Source organism: Lishizhenia sp., from assembly GCF_057456495.1.
The window spans coordinates 1-16,196 of sequence record NZ_JBVCPV010000056.1 but is presented as its reverse complement, the minus strand read 5'-3'; the positions used below and the strand labels follow the sequence as shown (position 1 = coordinate 16,196).

At 35.5% G+C, this 16,196-nt stretch carries 11 protein-coding genes and 2 tRNA genes; 8 read left to right on the top strand and 5 right to left on the bottom strand.

The genetic code is table 11. The annotated features are described in order from the left end of the window. From AC22ZQ_RS05865 to AC22ZQ_RS05830, 8 genes are all read left to right on the top strand, one after another. On the top strand, positions 1-2,024 hold a 2,024-nt coding region (locus tag AC22ZQ_RS05865), incomplete at its 5' end, for a T9SS type B sorting domain-containing protein (RefSeq protein ID WP_318957851.1). Positions 2,025-2,119: 95 nt separating this feature from the next. Next, a complete protein-coding gene (locus AC22ZQ_RS05860; RefSeq protein WP_318957850.1) occupies positions 2,120-2,914 on the top strand; it encodes an SDR family oxidoreductase in 795 nt (264 codons plus the stop codon). 5 nt (positions 2,915-2,919) lie between these two features. Then, entirely contained in the window at positions 2,920-3,378 is a 459-nt protein-coding gene (locus tag AC22ZQ_RS05855) for a low molecular weight protein-tyrosine-phosphatase (RefSeq protein ID WP_318957849.1), read from the top strand. Further along, a complete protein-coding gene (locus AC22ZQ_RS05850) occupies positions 3,378-4,085 on the top strand; it encodes an SAM-dependent methyltransferase (RefSeq protein WP_318957848.1) in 708 nt (235 codons plus the stop codon). The genes AC22ZQ_RS05855 and AC22ZQ_RS05850 overlap by 1 nt, the downstream gene beginning before the upstream one ends. A 97-nt stretch (positions 4,086-4,182) precedes the next feature. Then, complete coding sequence (locus AC22ZQ_RS05845; protein WP_318957847.1) at positions 4,183-5,034, top strand: hypothetical protein; 852 nt, start codon at positions 4,183-4,185, stop codon at positions 5,032-5,034. 89 nt (positions 5,035-5,123) lie between these two features. Continuing rightward, complete coding sequence (locus AC22ZQ_RS05840; protein WP_318957846.1) at positions 5,124-7,154, top strand: 7TM diverse intracellular signaling domain-containing protein; 2,031 nt, start codon at positions 5,124-5,126, stop codon at positions 7,152-7,154. A gap of 74 nt (positions 7,155-7,228) precedes the next feature. Beyond that, complete coding sequence (locus AC22ZQ_RS05835) at positions 7,229-9,223, top strand: 7TM diverse intracellular signaling domain-containing protein (RefSeq protein ID WP_318957845.1); 1,995 nt, start codon at positions 7,229-7,231, stop codon at positions 9,221-9,223. Position 9,224: 1 nt separating this feature from the next. After that, on the top strand, positions 9,225-11,258 hold the full coding sequence (locus tag AC22ZQ_RS05830; protein ID WP_318957844.1) for a 7TM diverse intracellular signaling domain-containing protein: 2,034 nt from the start codon (positions 9,225-9,227) through the stop codon (positions 11,256-11,258). Here AC22ZQ_RS05830 and AC22ZQ_RS05825 read toward each other — a convergent pair. The 5 genes from AC22ZQ_RS05825 to AC22ZQ_RS05805 form a co-directional block, all read right to left on the bottom strand. Continuing rightward, positions 11,255-11,851, bottom strand: coding sequence for an ankyrin repeat domain-containing protein (locus AC22ZQ_RS05825; protein ID WP_318957843.1), 597 nt, complete (start codon positions 11,849-11,851; stop codon positions 11,255-11,257). The two genes, AC22ZQ_RS05830 and AC22ZQ_RS05825, sit on opposite strands and share 4 nt — an antisense overlap. A gap of 437 nt (positions 11,852-12,288) precedes the next feature. Further along, a tRNA-Leu gene (locus AC22ZQ_RS05820) sits at positions 12,289-12,373 on the bottom strand. A gap of 41 nt (positions 12,374-12,414) precedes the next feature. Beyond that, positions 12,415-12,487: transfer RNA gene (locus AC22ZQ_RS05815), tRNA-Gly, on the bottom strand. 182 nt (positions 12,488-12,669) lie between these two features. Continuing rightward, entirely contained in the window at positions 12,670-13,401 is a 732-nt protein-coding gene (locus tag AC22ZQ_RS05810) for a GLPGLI family protein (protein WP_318957842.1), read from the bottom strand. Further along, entirely contained in the window at positions 13,382-16,126 is a 2,745-nt protein-coding gene (locus AC22ZQ_RS05805) for an outer membrane beta-barrel protein (protein ID WP_318957841.1), read from the bottom strand. Before AC22ZQ_RS05805 ends, AC22ZQ_RS05810 begins: the two co-directional genes overlap by 20 nt. Between the last annotated feature and the right edge of the window lie 70 nt (positions 16,127-16,196).

Sequence of the window (16,196 nt, the reverse complement as noted above, 5' to 3'; positions counted from 1 at the left end):
TAGAGATAGGTACCGCAGGACTAAGTTATAATTGGATAGGACCAAATGGAAACAGTGTTGGAGATACGAACAATATTTGGGTGACAGATAATGGTGATTATTATTGTATTGTGATGGATTATGATTCTTGTCAGCTCGTTTCTGACTATATTACTGTTACAGAGTATACAACACCAAACATCAACATTAACGGAACTCCAACAATTTGTAATGACGACAGCATTTATTTAGAAGTAAATTATTACGGAACGCCTTCTTTTCAGTGGTCACCTACAGGAGATACTACCCCAGGCATTATGGTATATGATCCCGGTTATTATTATTGTACCATAGAGCTCTGTAACATTACTACTACAGACTCAATATTTGTACAAGACATGTCCATATCACCTGGTTTAAATGTGGGAGACACGCTCTTTTGTATTGGAGATTCTATTTATGTAGAAACTACATCAGGGCTTGCTAGTTACAATTGGTCACCCAATGGAGAAAACACTTCTGGTATTTGGGTAAGCACACCGGGAGATTATTTTGTTACAGCCACCTCAGCTGATGGATGTACTGCGAATACAGACACCGTTGCAATTGGGTACTTTTTTGGCAATGAAAACTTTAATTATCCAGATACTACCCTATGTGCAGGAGATTCGGGAATTTTCGAGTATACAGGAAATGGAAGTATAGAATGGTATTTAGACAACAACTTGGTTTCTACTCAAAACAGCTATGTGGTACCTGAATTAATAGACTCTTTTACGTTAGTTTATATCGTTGACAGACCCTACTGTGGTCCTTACACTGATAGTTTTCAAGTTTCAATAAGTGAATTACCTAGTGAAATAATCTTTGCTATGGACGATTTTTATTGTCATGACGACACGCTAATATTAGCAACACAAGCTTCGGCAGAAAACTATAATTGGTCCAACAGTAATAACGAGCAATTTTCTGGTAATAACTTTATGATTTACCCTATAGACGAAAACAATAGTGGTATGTATTATTTAACAGCGAGTAACACGTATTGTAGTATAGAGGATTCCATGTACATTACTGTATACCCTACCCATTACCTTCAATTGAATAAAGACACCAGTTTCATTTGTAAAACTTCAACTGATGAAGTTTATGATACCGTTAATAGTTATAATGAACTGTACTGGGAATTTGAAAACACCTATTTCATCGATGAGGAAACCTTATACGTTGATCAATATTTCGAAGATGGTTATTATGTATTACAAGGGCTGGATGTTAACAATTGTCCTTTTATCCCAGACTCTGTAAAAGTATACAATACAAACAACCACAATTTCTTTGTACAATTAGACACGTCTGCTTGTTTAGGTACAGACTTGAGTTTATATGCGGATGAAATTCCAAATACCGATTTTTACTGGACATATCCAGACGGTAGTAACACAAGTAATCCAACGATAGATATCTTTAATTTAGACTCCTCTCATGTGGGTTGGTACAGTGTAGAAATTGAAGTTTTTGGATTTTGTAATTTTTCAGACTCCCTTTATTTAGAAGTTTATGCTCCTCTTGAATTTTCTTTAGGCAATGACACATTAATTTGCAGAAAGGAGTTTTACGGAATATATCCACCCGAAGAGGTAAACAATTACTATTGGGAGAATGGTAGTGATGATAATCCTTATTTTGTAGAAGCTGACTTCAATACGATAATCCTCACCAACATAGATGAAAATGGTTGTTATTTTTCAGACACCATGGAGCTAGAATTGAATGAATGTAAACCAATTGTACCCAATGTAATTACGGCCAACGGAGATGGAATGAATGATTATTTCATCATAAAAAACTCAGAAAAACACCCAAGAAATCGTTTGGAGATAGTGAATCGCTGGGGTAATCCAATCTATGAAAAAGACCACTACGACAACACTTTTGATGGAAAGGGCTTATCTGACGGAACCTATTTTTTCATTTACTATGAAGATACTGCAGATAAAGATGCCAAACCCTATACTGGATTTCTCACCATCATTAACGATTAACACATAAATGATAAAACTGTCCATTATTTTAAAGGACCATATATACTCACTACTTTGAAGAGTAATATCTAAATAAAAACTTAATTTTGCGCCTTATGAGTTGGTTAGCAAATAAGGTAATTTGGATAACAGGAGCAAGCTCCGGAATTGGTGCAGAAATGGCCAAACAATGTGCCGCACTCGGTGCAAAAATTGTGTTATCAGCCAGAAATGAGGATAAATTAAACCAAGTTAAAAACAGTCTAGAGCGACCAGACGACCATTTGGTAGTACCCTTAGATTTAGAAGACAACGCTAATTTCTCTCCTAAGGTTGAAACTGTGGTTAATCATTTTGGAAGAATTGATGTACTGATGAATAACGGAGGTTTATCTCAACGTTCTGAAGCTCATGAAACACCCTTGGCGGTAGACAGAAGATTGATGGAAATCAATTATTTTGGAAACATAGCCATGACCAAAGCTGTAATCCCTGTTTTTCAAAAACAAAAACATGGTAAAATCATCGTAATTTCAAGTATTGCCGGAAAGTTCGGGTTTTTCTTGCGTTCTGCCTATGCAGCTTCGAAACACGCACTTCAAGGGTTTTATGAAGCCCTTCGATTGGAGGAAGAAAAAAATAACATTGATGTACTGATGGTCTTCCCTGGAAAAATCAATACAGATATTTCCAAACACGCATTAAACAAAGACGGAGGCGCGCACGGGGTTATGGATCATAATCAAGCTACAGGTATGCCTGTGGAGGAGTGTATTCAACACCTTTTAAAAGCTTTCAAACAAAATAAAAAAGAAGTATTAATTGGAAACAAAGAAATATTAGCGGTTACCGTTAAACGCTTTTTTCCAAAACTCTTTTATAAAATCATAAAAAAACAAAGCGCAACATAAGAGCTATGAAAATATTAATGGTTTGTTTGGGGAACATCTGTAGATCTCCTATTGCAGATGGGTTACTCCGAAGAAAAGTACAAGAACATAATTTAGACACCTATGTAGATTCTGCGGGAACAGCTGCCTACCACGTTGGTGAAGCTCCAGACCCAAGGATGCAAGCAACAGGTAAAAATCTTGGTACCCCTATAGATTTTTTAAGAGCAAGACAATTTGAAGTGGCAGATTTCGATCAATTCGATATCATTTACGCTATGGATAAAAGTAATTACAACAACATCTTAAAATTAGCGCGTAATCAAGCAGATGAAGCAAAGGTTAAGATGATACTTAACGAATCTAACCCAGGCATGAATTTAGAAGTTCCAGACCCTTACTATGGAGGTGATCAGGGATTTGTTGATGTGTACAACATGCTTGATATAGCAACGGATAAAATCGTAGAAAAATATTTAAAATAATGGCAAAAGGAAAACTTTATTTACTCCCTACAACACTGGGTTCTGAAGGATACAAACACGTCATCCCGGAAGAAGTAAGTGAATTTGCAAAAGAGACGAGATTTTTTGCGGTTGAAGATATTAAAACAGCAAGAAGGTATTTGCGTAAAATGGACAGAAGCTTTCCTATCGACGATAGCACGTTTTTCATCCTTAATAAAAAGACAGATCCTGCTGAATTATACAAAATGCTTAAACCTTTAAGCAATGGAGATAATGTTGCAATTATTTCGGAGGCAGGTTGTCCGGGAATTGCAGATCCAGGTGCTGAATTAGTAGCCTTGGCACATGAAAAAGGTCATTTTGTTTCTCCTTTAACAGGACCTTCTTCTATACTATTGGCCTTGATGGGAAGTGGTTTTAACGGACAAAGTTTTTCTTTTCACGGGTATTTACCTAAAGTAAGAAAAGAGCGTATCAAGTCTTTGAAAGATTTTGAAGGTGATGCCAGAAGAAATGGCACAACGCACTTGTTCATGGACACACCTTTTAGAAACATGAACGTATTGGAGGATTTATTGAATGATTTAATGGATGATACTAAAATCTGTATTGCCTGTGATTTAACACTTCCTACAGAGCGTATCCAGACCATGACCGTGAAAGATTGGCGTGATAATGCTTTTGACTTGCATAAGCGACCAACTATATTTGCCATTGGAAGGTAATTAATTTGTAACTTTTCACGAAAGATTAGATTATGAAGTTAAAGATGCTCATACTTTCTATTGAGCATCTTTAGTTTCTATCTTAAAAACACGTATCATGAAAAGTTTACTCTTGCTATTCTCAGCCTTAGCTCTAGGCTATTTTAACACCCCTACCCCATTAACACTTCAGGAAGCCATCGACAAAGGTATGGTCGAAGCTAAATTCGAATCTACAGGTGATTACAGTGGAGAAGCCATCAATGTTAAAATAAAATGGCTCAAAGGAAAAAAACAACCCCTCACCATCCCTCACGGAACCCAATTTATTTCAGACGACGAGTATGATCAAGACATATTCATCTTGGAAGACCAAGACATTTTTGTTCAGTCTAACCAAGAGGAAAGTTATCCTTTATTGGGGTATTGCTGCCAGGCAAACAATGCTGCACCAAACGAAAGTTCTGGGTTTACGATGAGTACTGCTAAATCAAAGGACCTATTATCCTTAGCGAAATTCTGTAATAACAAAAGACTTGATGACCACTCGAAGCAAGCTGCCGTTTGGGCAATTTCAGACAACAATAGTATTAGTGACATTTACGACATCGAAAACCCTATGGTCAAAAATTTGCGTAAAGAAGTTGCTAGAATTAAAAACATAGAGGACAACTGGTACAGTACGGTAACCGATTACGAAATGGATGAAGAACGCAACATTGCGCGCCAACCTGTTGAAGTAAAAGGAGATCTGCAGTATGAATTTAAAAGATCTGGAAAATTGAGCTATGCCGTATACGATGAAAACGATGAACTCATCAAACATTTAGGAGACGGACTTCCAATTACTAGGCCTGGAAGCTACAGTTTTGGTTTCAATTTAAAAGTTGAAGGATGGAAACCTGGAAAATACAGCGTTAAATTAAGTATGAACGGGAACATTATCCATTCTCAAGCGTTTGAAGTTTAAAACACGGTTTTTAACTAAAATTAATGTTACTCATCGAAAAGCTCTTTACACATTGTATGGAGCTTTTAATTTTGGTACAGCGATAGAAAATGAAACAACTAAATATCATCATTTTCTTCCTCTTGATTTTGCTTCCAAAGCAAGGAGAAGCTATACAAGTGGATAGAAATTTAACTGTACTAGAATTGGATGCTTCCAACATGGAAGTAATCATGGATAAGGACAGGTTATTCAATATAGATAATCTACCTCATGAACAATTTAATTACTTAAATCAAAACACGTTAAATTTTGGTTTTTATGATGGTGTAGTTTGGGTAAAACTAAACATTACAGCTCCCAAGACTTTTGAGTACATCCTAGAACTTAAAAACCCGTACCTAGACCACGTAAGTTTATACGTAAAAAATTATGGTACGTACTTCGAAGAATTTCAGGTTGGAGACAAATTACCCTTCTCCAAAAGAGCCATAGAACACAGATATTTTCAACTTCCGTTAACGGGAGCTCAAACCATTATCATGCGATTTGACAATGGAGGTGATCAGTTTTCCATCCCTGTAAATATCTTTTCTAAAAAAACACTGAATAAAAGAGATAACGAAGAACAATTCGTACTCGGAATTTACTACGGGATTATACTTTTTGTACTCTTATTTAACCTCTTTATTTATTTTAGAATCAAACTCACCCCCAACTTCTATTACGTACTTTATTTAATAGGCTTAATGCTACTGCAGTTAGGCTTAGGTGGACACGGTTTCCAATATCTCTGGCCTTTTAGTCCGTTTTTGGCAAACCACATGCTACCTATGATGGCTAGTTTAGGCGTGTTTTTCCTAATCCTCTTTGTCCAATCATTTCTTCAGCTTAAAACCTTAATGCCTAAAGTAAATCTTTGGCTAAATATCACAAGTGGTGTTTTAATTGTCATTTTCATTTTATCCTGTTTACCCATAGATATTTGTTATAAAATAGCAGTAGTAGCTGTAAATGTCATCACCTTAATATTGAATGTTGCTATTATCCCCATTTCTATATATGCCGTTCGTAAAAACTTCAGACCAGCTAGATTTTTCTTTTTAGCTTTTGTTTTACTTTTCATCTCTGTATTCATTTTCTTACTGAAAAATTTCGGTTTGGTTTCTACCAATTTCCTAACCCAATATAGTCTGCAAATAGGATCTTCTTTTGAGGTAATCTTGCTTTCTTTTGCTATCGTTGATCGCTTTAAAATGTACAAAGAAGAAGCGCTTACACAGTTGAAAGAAAAGAACGCATTAATTAAAGAACAAGCCAATATACTAGAAGACAAAGTAAATCTGAGAACAGCTCAGTTATCTGAAAAATCAAATCAATTAGAGGTCAAAAACACAGAAATTCTAGACTCTATAAATTACGCGCAACGTATTCAGAATTCGGTGATGCCGTTAAAAGAAGACATCGAAAACAAATTAAATGCTTTCGTGTATTTCAAGCCTAAAGATATCGTGAGTGGTGATTTCTATTGGATAAACGAAAACAAGGGAACTGTAATGCTTGCGTTAGCAGACTGCACAGGTCATGGTGTTCCCGGTGCAATGCTCAGTATTCTTGGATTAAACACCCTCAACAACGCCTTGAAGCAAGCTCAACTTAATCAGCCTGCGGACATATTAAAATATACCAATAAACAATTCAATATTGCCTTAGCAAAAGAAAATAAAAAGACCATTAGAGATGGAATGGATATTTCTATTTGTAAGTTAGACCTCAATCAAAATCAATTAGAATTTGCCGGGGCTAACGCCAATATATATGTCATCCGAAAAGACAGTCTTATCCCCTTAAAAGGAGACAGAAACCCTATTGGATCCCTCAATGTTGAATTCGAATACAAACAACAGTCTTTACAGTTAGAAAAGGGTGACCTTATTTATTTGTTTACGGATGGGTATCCTGACCAATTTGGAGGGATAAAAAACAAAAAGTTAAAACAAAAAGAATTCAAAAAACTCTTACTAGAAATCTGTCACCTCCCCACCAAGCAACAGCACGAAAAACTGGAAGATTTCATGTGCAATTGGAAAGGAAAACTAGAACAAATCGATGACATGAGTATTATTGGATTAAAATTATAATACTAAGTTATTTGAAATCATAGATATTGCTTTAACTTTAAGATTCTTGCCTTTATAACTGGACTAGTTTCATTATGAATATTAGTCGTTCCATACCGCTATTACTACTACCCTTATTGGTAGTTTTCATTTTTTCTTCAGGGAAAGAACCGAATGCCTATGACATAAACTCTCTAACCTATTTCACAAGTTCATCAGCGGAGCTTTCTATTGTTGACCATGAGGAACTATACACGACGTACGCGGCGAGTGACCATGTTGACATCACCGATAAATATATCTGGGTACGTGTGGACGGTAGACGCTTCCAAAACAAAAAGTACCTAAAGATTATCAATAAATTACTCCCTAAAATAGAGCAATACAAAAAAGTAAATAATCACTTTATTAAAATAGATAGTTCCGGGTACGAGGTTCCCTGTAATCAAAGAAGCTTATGTCATGAACACTTCATTCTAAATATTCATCACGATCTGAATTACTACCGACTCAGTAACCCAAGTATTATCACAAACCTTAGACTAAACTTGCTTGATGAAAGCACCTTGTTAAGGAAAAATGTAAGGGAACAAATGGGCTTTGGTATTTACTATGGTGTCTTTTTATTTTTCATCATCCTAAATACTTTTCTATTTATCCAAATAAAGGATAATGCATATCTTTTCAACCTAAGCTTTACCTTTCTACTCGCTGTAAGTTTCGCCATTTACGATGGAACTTTATCGAGTTCACTTTTTACCTCCTATGCAGTGAACACCTATGTGATAAGTCGAATTTTATTTCAGCTACTTCTTCTCATCCACCTCATCTTTGCATACTCCTTTTTTAGTGTTCGCAAGAAATCTAAAGCTTTGAGAATCATTTACTCCTTTACTTTCTATATACAAACGCTCCTAGTTATTCTTTCCTGCATCCCGTTAGAAGAGTATTATTTGTACTTAAACTATGCAAGTATTTACATCTTTTTCTTTCAAGTAGGTATGATACTCCTTCTGATTATAGACGCCCTGCGCAAAAAGAAAAATGTCAATAAAAAATACTTAATCGCCTACTTTCCGGTTGTTACTCTCGTCGTTGCTTACCTTTTAAAAGTTAGTGGTTTTAGTCTGTTTAAATTTAGTTTTAATGACATTTTATACACCTGCATCTCACTTTTAGTAATCATGCTTGCGGTTTATATTATAGATGCATTTTCATCCTACAGAGAAGATGCCGAATTGCGTTTGAAAGAATTGACAAAAATTAAAAATCACAACAACCTCAATCTTGAGAAAAAAATCAATAAAGAAACGCAGTACCTTCAGGAACAACGCAAGCAACGAGAATTGAAGAACAAAGAACTCATAGACTCATTCCGTTATGCCAAAAGGATTCAGAACTCTTTACTCACCAATGAAGTTACTATCCACAGTGTACTTCCCTCTAGTTTTTTGATGTTCGAACCTAAAGAAATATTAAGTACCGATTTTTATTGGGTAACCCGAGTAAGCACCAAAAACAATCCAGATTCAGTGCTGTTCTGTATAGGGAAACCCGATCAAAAAGGCATACCAGGCACACTCATCAATGCCCTTATTTTAAAAACCATTCGAAATTCCATTCACTCTCAAAAACTAAGTAATACGGCTAGAGTATTCAATTATATACAACATAGACTTGATGCTGTACTTGCCAGAAATGGTGTAAATTCAAAACATAGCCTATTGGTAGGAGTTTACAACAACATCAATCAACAATTATCCTTTTCAGGAAACACTGAAATGATAGAAATCATTAGAGACGGTATGCCTGTTGACAAAGAAAATCATGAATACAATGTAGAAGAATACGCCGACAAATACAAGAGTCATGAACACGGCATAACCCTTCAAAAAAATGATAAGGTTTATCTCTTTACGGAAGGAATTAAGGAAGCCTACAACACCAAGGGAAAACATTACTTCCTTCAATATATCATGGGACTTAGTTTAAAACCAATTGAGCAACAAAAAAGGGTTATGCTCGACGATATGATGCATTTAAAAGTAAATCAGCGCAAGGATTACACCTTTATTGGAATTGAAATTTAATATGTTACCGAAATACATTTATACTTTAATATTGTTCTGCTTAATTGGCATTAACAGCCTTGTATTAGCTAACTGTACCCCATCTTTTACTGTTGCTTTTACGCAACTAGATACAGATCAATTTAAGCTTGAAAACATTACGGAATATAAATACCAAACTTCTTCTGCTTGTAAGGTAGAAAGTTTCGGTTTTTACAAAGGAGATGTTATCCTCAAAATTGAACTACTAGATTCTAACTGGTTGAACAATTTTCTATCCATAGACAACCCTCTATTAGACAGTATACAAGTATATTATGAAGATGAACAACACAACATCCAATTATCCTACGAAACAGGAGACCTAATTCCTTTTGGAAAACGGATAAATAAAGATTTTTTAATTCCAATTCAGAACAAATCTAGCTTCTACATCCGAATAACGAATTATGGAACCCCCCTGTACCTCCCTCTTTCCTTAGTACATAATAATCGTCTAATTACAAAGGATGCCGATGTTTACTTTTATCTCGGTTTATTATACGGGGTTATCATTCTTTCAATACTCTTTAACCTTTATCTATGGGTAAAAAGACGATCTAGTATCTATTACTCCTTGTACTTATGTGTTTTCCTCTTATTGATATTTACCTTACAAGGATATTCTTATCAATTGTTATGGCCTAACTCTCCATATATACAGCAAGTAGCAGTACCTATTTGTGTGATTTTAACCTGTATCTTTTTAACCCGATTTTTCCAGTTTTTCTTCAGCACACAAAAACATTTACCTCGCCTACACAAAACCTTTAATACGCTGGTTTCTTTACTTCCAATTGGCATTGTTTTTTGCCTTTTACCTCAGCTCTATTTAGAGGTTTACAAATACTTGCTCGTAAATCTAATTTCTATTCTTTTCTTGTTTCTCTATGTTTTAGCCTTTATTAAAAGTTGGAATAAATTGAACAAAGAATTATGGCTAATTAGCATTTCATTATTAATCTTTTTCCTAGGAGCTTTAATTTACATCGGTGCAAACTTCCAGTTACTTCCGTATTCAAATTTCACGCGTTTTAGTCTTGAAATAGGTTTATTTTTTGAAATCGTATTATTGACGCTTGCTATTTCGATTCGATTTAAAAAATTCAGACAATTTAAAATTGAACAACTTGTAAAAACCAATAGGTATAAACAACATGAGAATTTAAAACTTTCCAAAAAGGTAGAGGATAGAAAAAGAGAAATCTCCGAACAAAGTAAGGTATTGGAAGAGCAAAATTCAAGTATATTAAAATCTATTACCTATTCCTACAATGTTCAAAAAGCACTACTTCCTTTAGAAAAAGAAATTCAACATTACATTAAGAACAGCTTTCTAATTTATCAACCGAAAGATATTGTTAGTGGTGATTTTTACTGGTTAAAAAACATCAATATCCACGAAGATGGAGTGAAAAACAACTATACGTTGGTGGCTGTTGGCGACTGTACAGGACATGGTATACCCGGTGCCTTAATTAGTGTTTTAGCGATTAACACCCTTAATCAAGCCGTGCGTTTAGCTGAAAATAAAACAACAGAAGATTTGCTCAACTTTTTAAATGATGAAATCAACAACATCTTCAACAGCAATATCGAAAGTGAAAATATTCGAGATGGTTTAGACATATCGCTGATTGCTATCAACAATAGTACACATGAATTACACTACAGTACGGCTAAGAGTCAAATAATCCATATACGCGCAGGAAAATTGACACGCCTAAAAACAAGTAATAATCCTATCGGTTTACAAGATACTACCCCATATTTCAGTAAAGGCAATCTCATGCTTAATAAGGATGACAAAATTTATTTACTTTCAGATGGTTTTGCCGATCAATTTGGAGGACCCTACGGCAAAAAATTCAAGATAAACACCCTTAAATCACTACTCGTGAACATCCATCAAAAAGACATGAATAGTCAGAAAGCAGCCCTTTTAGAGGCGCTTAATAACTGGAAAGGTAGTCAAGAACAAACAGATGACATCACCGTGCTTGGAATCAGCATTTAAAAGTTAAAGAAACGCTTCCAAGCTGGTTTTTTAGAATTCACCTTATTGTTCAACTTTACTGGAGTAGCACCTGCCTTTAATAACATCTCTATTACATTTTGATGCTTCTGTGCCGTGGCGTAATACAATGCTGTTTTGCCTTTTTTGTCTTTGATATCAACAACCGCTCCTTTGGATATAAGGAATTCAACGACCTCACCACAATTGTATAACGCTGCTGTAATAAGTGGAGGAACCATTCCATCCTTTTGTCCATCTACAAACGCACCTTCGTTGAAGAGTTCTTTAGCAACGGATATATTATTTTTCATTGCGGCATAATACATGGCATCATTTCCTGACAAGTCCAATAAATTGGGGTTTGCATTAACAGACAACAAAAAGCTTGTTATTTCATCGTATCCTGCACGTATTGAACTGTGTAAAACAAGTTCTCCATTTTCATCCGGTACATTAACATCTGCCCCTAAGGCAACGAGTTCTTTGAGTTGCAACAAATTTCCTTCGTAACAATATTTTATTAAATCTGATGCAAATTGCTTCGCCTGATTATCGATCACGTTGATTGTTTTATCGGTTCGTATATCTAACATAATTTCATTTATATACGGTCCAGCTGTAAGGTATAAGTATACAGTATTTGTGTAGTAGTAATAACTAACAAATAAGCATTAATTTTTCAAGAATTTAAAACTAAAATGACGAATGGAAAGAATTTAGGGGTAGTTAACACCCCGCTATAAATGAAACCGTGAAAACGCCAATTTCTATGAGCAATTTACCTGTAAAATGAGGTTTTTCAATTTCAGAATAGAATCTATAACAAGCTAGTTAACATCTTGTTAAGCTGTTTGTTTTCACCTACAATTGTAAATAATTTGAGTTTTTTGTTAAGAAGAATTAACACCATAAAAAAACCCTCAAACACCGAAGTGAATGAGGGCCATGTTATTCAGAAAGTGGAAGCCAATCTGAATGCTTTAATTTTTTGAAAAAAAAAAGAGACCTCTAGAAGAGATCTCTTTTTAAGTACTCGAGGCGGGACTTGAACCCGCACGCCCAAAAAGAGCACAGGATTTTAAGTCCGGCGTGTCTACCAATTCCACCACTCGAGCATCGGACTATCTTTATATTAAACGCGCTAATAAAAACTCTGAGCGGGAGACGGGATTCGAACCCGCGACCCCAACCTTGGCAAGGTTGTGCTCTACCAGCTGAGCTACTCTCGCTTAAACTTGTAGCTAACGTTTGTTATTCTTTCAATTTTTGACTGCGTTACCGTTGTAATGCGGGTGCAAATATAGACAAACAATTCTTATCTACAAGCATCTTTTGGAAGTTTTTTTCAAAGTTTTTTTATTCTTTTCTATATCTAACTGAAAATCAAAACCCTTAATGAAAAACTTTTTTTTTACCAAATGAACATATTTTGCAAGGAAGCTTTCATGTAGGCATCACGCGCAAAATTATCCAACAAGAATTTCAGCATTTCTTCTTCTGATTTCACCTCCTTTTTCTTGTATTCAGGAATTTTTGCTTCTACTTCTACCTTTTTGAACTCAACTTCACGTGCAAAATAAACTACTCCTCCATCCTCAGTAGCTAAGCCAAGTATTAAACCAGGCAGTCCATTGAATGACTCTGGCCCTGTAGAAACAGGTATCTCTTCTGCATACCACGCATAAATACGTAGGGAATCATTTACCTGCCAAAACACCTTGCGGCAATCATAACCTGCAATTTTCCGCTCGCTTGTGGTCATTTTCCACTCCCTCACTTTTATAGAATCTTCTATAGGTAAATCTCCACTCCAAAAGGACATCAAGGTAATACGCTCACCCGTATTGAAATTTTGGTAAACTTTATTTTTACTTGTCGCCCAGCTCAATTCATCTGGGATATCACTTTCTATAGGACGAAATAAAGAGGTGCTATCCGTGAAGAAAAGTTCGAACTTGTCGATTTTATCCTTCACTTTAATTCTTCTCGTCCAAGGTGAATCACTTCCTTTGAATTTCTTTTCTAAGTTAGTTTTACGCTCAAAGTAAACCCTCCCTTCTGTTTGATAGCTTTGAGCTATACTTCCAAAGGCGCAAAGTATCAGGGCTATTAATAAGCCTTTTTTAATAATGCCATTGCTCATCTTTCTCTGAAGTTTTAGTGTTGTTAAATCTTAAGGTTGCTTTTAAAAGGAAGTATCGCGCGATAACCTGTGTAGTTTGGTCAACAATTACGTTATTTTGGATGTTCCTAATTAAGTTAATGTTCTGATTGAAAATATCATTAGCCTTTAACTCTATCAAAAGATTTTCAGTTTTCAAAAAACGTTTCCCCAAACTTGCGTTAAGAATGAAAGGATTGATATTGTAGCCGGTTGATCTATTGGTATTCACAACATAGTCTACACTTGTTTCAAATTCCATATTCCATGGCAACTGGTGATAATACCTAAAGTTGTAATCGTATCTAAAGTAGGGCTGATTCGCATTTCCAAAAGTACTTTTAGGAATATTATATCCAACGTTCCCTCCAAATGTTACACGAATGCTATCAAAGTCTAACTCAACATCTAAACCACCTGAAAAATTAGCATTTTTAGTAATATTCTCAAGGCCTTCTATCTCTTGAGCAGGCACATTAATGATGTTCTTCGTTTCAGAATAACTGATATTCAATTTTGGTTTCAACTCCAATTGCCTCTTCCAAAAATTAATTCCAGCTCCCCCATAAACACCTGCGTACTTATTTCCCTCTACATTAATTGTTTTTGAACGCGTTCTACCATCATTTAAGTAGGTAACCTCACTTGAAAAAGCAATAGGGTTATATTGGGCATAAGCCCCTGACCAAATATACCTTCCTGTAACCGCATTCCAATTGTTGAAATTTAGGTTTAAGTTATGACTATAATCAGGAATCAAATCAGGATTTCCTTCATAAATTCTGTTTGGATTTGAGTTATCCGGAATTGGCTGTAACTGATTTAAACTTGGCTGAGAGGAACGCGTATTGTAATTCAATCTTAATCTTTTCGACTTACTGAACTTATGCGTATACCTCAAGTGAGGCAAAATATTGTAAACCGATTGTTTGTAGGTAGTGTCTCCCCAAATATCATAATTGTCAATTTCTACATTTCTAAAATCAGCTCCTATCATGATAAAATCCTTCTTGGTTTCGTACTGCATAGACAGACCAATTCTATTTTCAAACCTCTTGTTTGAGAAATTATTAGAAAAGGTAGAATCTAAGGTTTGCGCACCTCCATTGATGTTATAAGCTTCTCTTCCCTGATCACCAAAGAAATAATCAAACTTATAATCAAGTTGAATATTCATTTTTTTATTCAAAGGTTCCACATATTCTAAATATGCTCTATGCCCTTGGGTGTTGCTGTTTCCTAATTTATTTTGATCTGTCAACGAATCCGGAATACCTATACCCGGTTCGTAGGTAATATTTGAGATAAGACGTGTTGAATTTTCACCTTGAGAATATCCATATTGATATTCAAGCTCTAAGCTTCTATCCTTCTTTTTAAAGTTTCTTCGCAACCTCAACAGCGAATTTACATCAACCGTTTCGCTCGTTACACTATTATTTACATAAGTACCCGAAGTTCTTGCGTTTGTGGAAGAGAAATACTCTGAACTATCTATTTGGTTTTGAGCACCCGATGCAAAGTTTACGCTCGGTTCAAATTCTAGCGTTGTCAAAGAGTCTATTTTCCACTCCATATTAAAATTCAAACTGTGTGAAAGCTGTTCTTGATACCCCCTGTTATTATCCGTATTCGTAAAAGTTGTATCAGAAAAAATATACTGTGATACTCTATTGGTATTTTCGGTAATACTATTGTTGTTAAACGTATAATTGAACCCGAGCTTTAAGTCTTTCGCTAACTTATCTGTATAGTAGAATCCACCTTTAAAGTTTTGAGGTAATCCCGTTCGCCCGTTTCCACTAGAAAACATCACTCCATCTCTATACCCCATATCCATTTCGTTGGTTAATCCAAACTTACGCGCGTCGCTCCAACCAAACCCCGTATTCGGCGTATTCGAAGCCAATCCAAAAACAGAAACTTTCAAGTCATTTTTAAAACGATTCAACAGGATTTCACCTTCGTAGAAATTTTGAAAATCGCTCGCCCCGGCAATTTTACCGAAATAACCATTTTTCGCACCTTCCTTTAAACGAACGTCCATTACCTGTATGGTCTCTTCTCCATCTCCAGTATCTTCCACCGTTTCATAAACTTCTACGGTTTGAACTCCATCTGCATTTAAATTCTTCGTAGCCACCGTTGGATCATCACCAAAAAACTCGTCTCCATCCACCAAAACCTTGGCAACTTCTTGACCTTGAGATTTTATATTCCCCTCTTCGTCTACCTCTATACCGGGTAAACGTTTCAGTAAATCTTCAACCACTGCGTTGGGCTTTACATTAAAGGAGTCTGCTTGATAAACCAAGGTGTCACCTTTAAAAAACACAGGTTCTTTGTTGGCATAAATCACCACCTCTTGTAGTTCTGTGGCAATATTCGGAAGTACAACGTTAGGAATATGAATATCTCTATTCATTTCACTACCGATAATGTAGTAACTTTTATCTGCGAATTTAGGATGTGTAAATAACAGCTCAAGTTCTCCAAAAGGAATACTATCTAAGAGAAATTCTCCTGCGGCATTTGTTCGAGTAAATCCTAATAATACTGAATCGGAAAGGTTCACGGCCATTACCACTACATTTTCTAGCGGCTTCTGATTGGTCGTATCATTTACTACCCCTGTAAACTTCATAGTTTGAGCAAAAGCTCCCCATCCCAAGAGTATACAAGAAAGGCTCAATAATAATTTGATCATAATGTGTGTTAAAATACTTAGGTATTATACACAACGAAAATACTTCATTATGGTACACACGAATTCATAT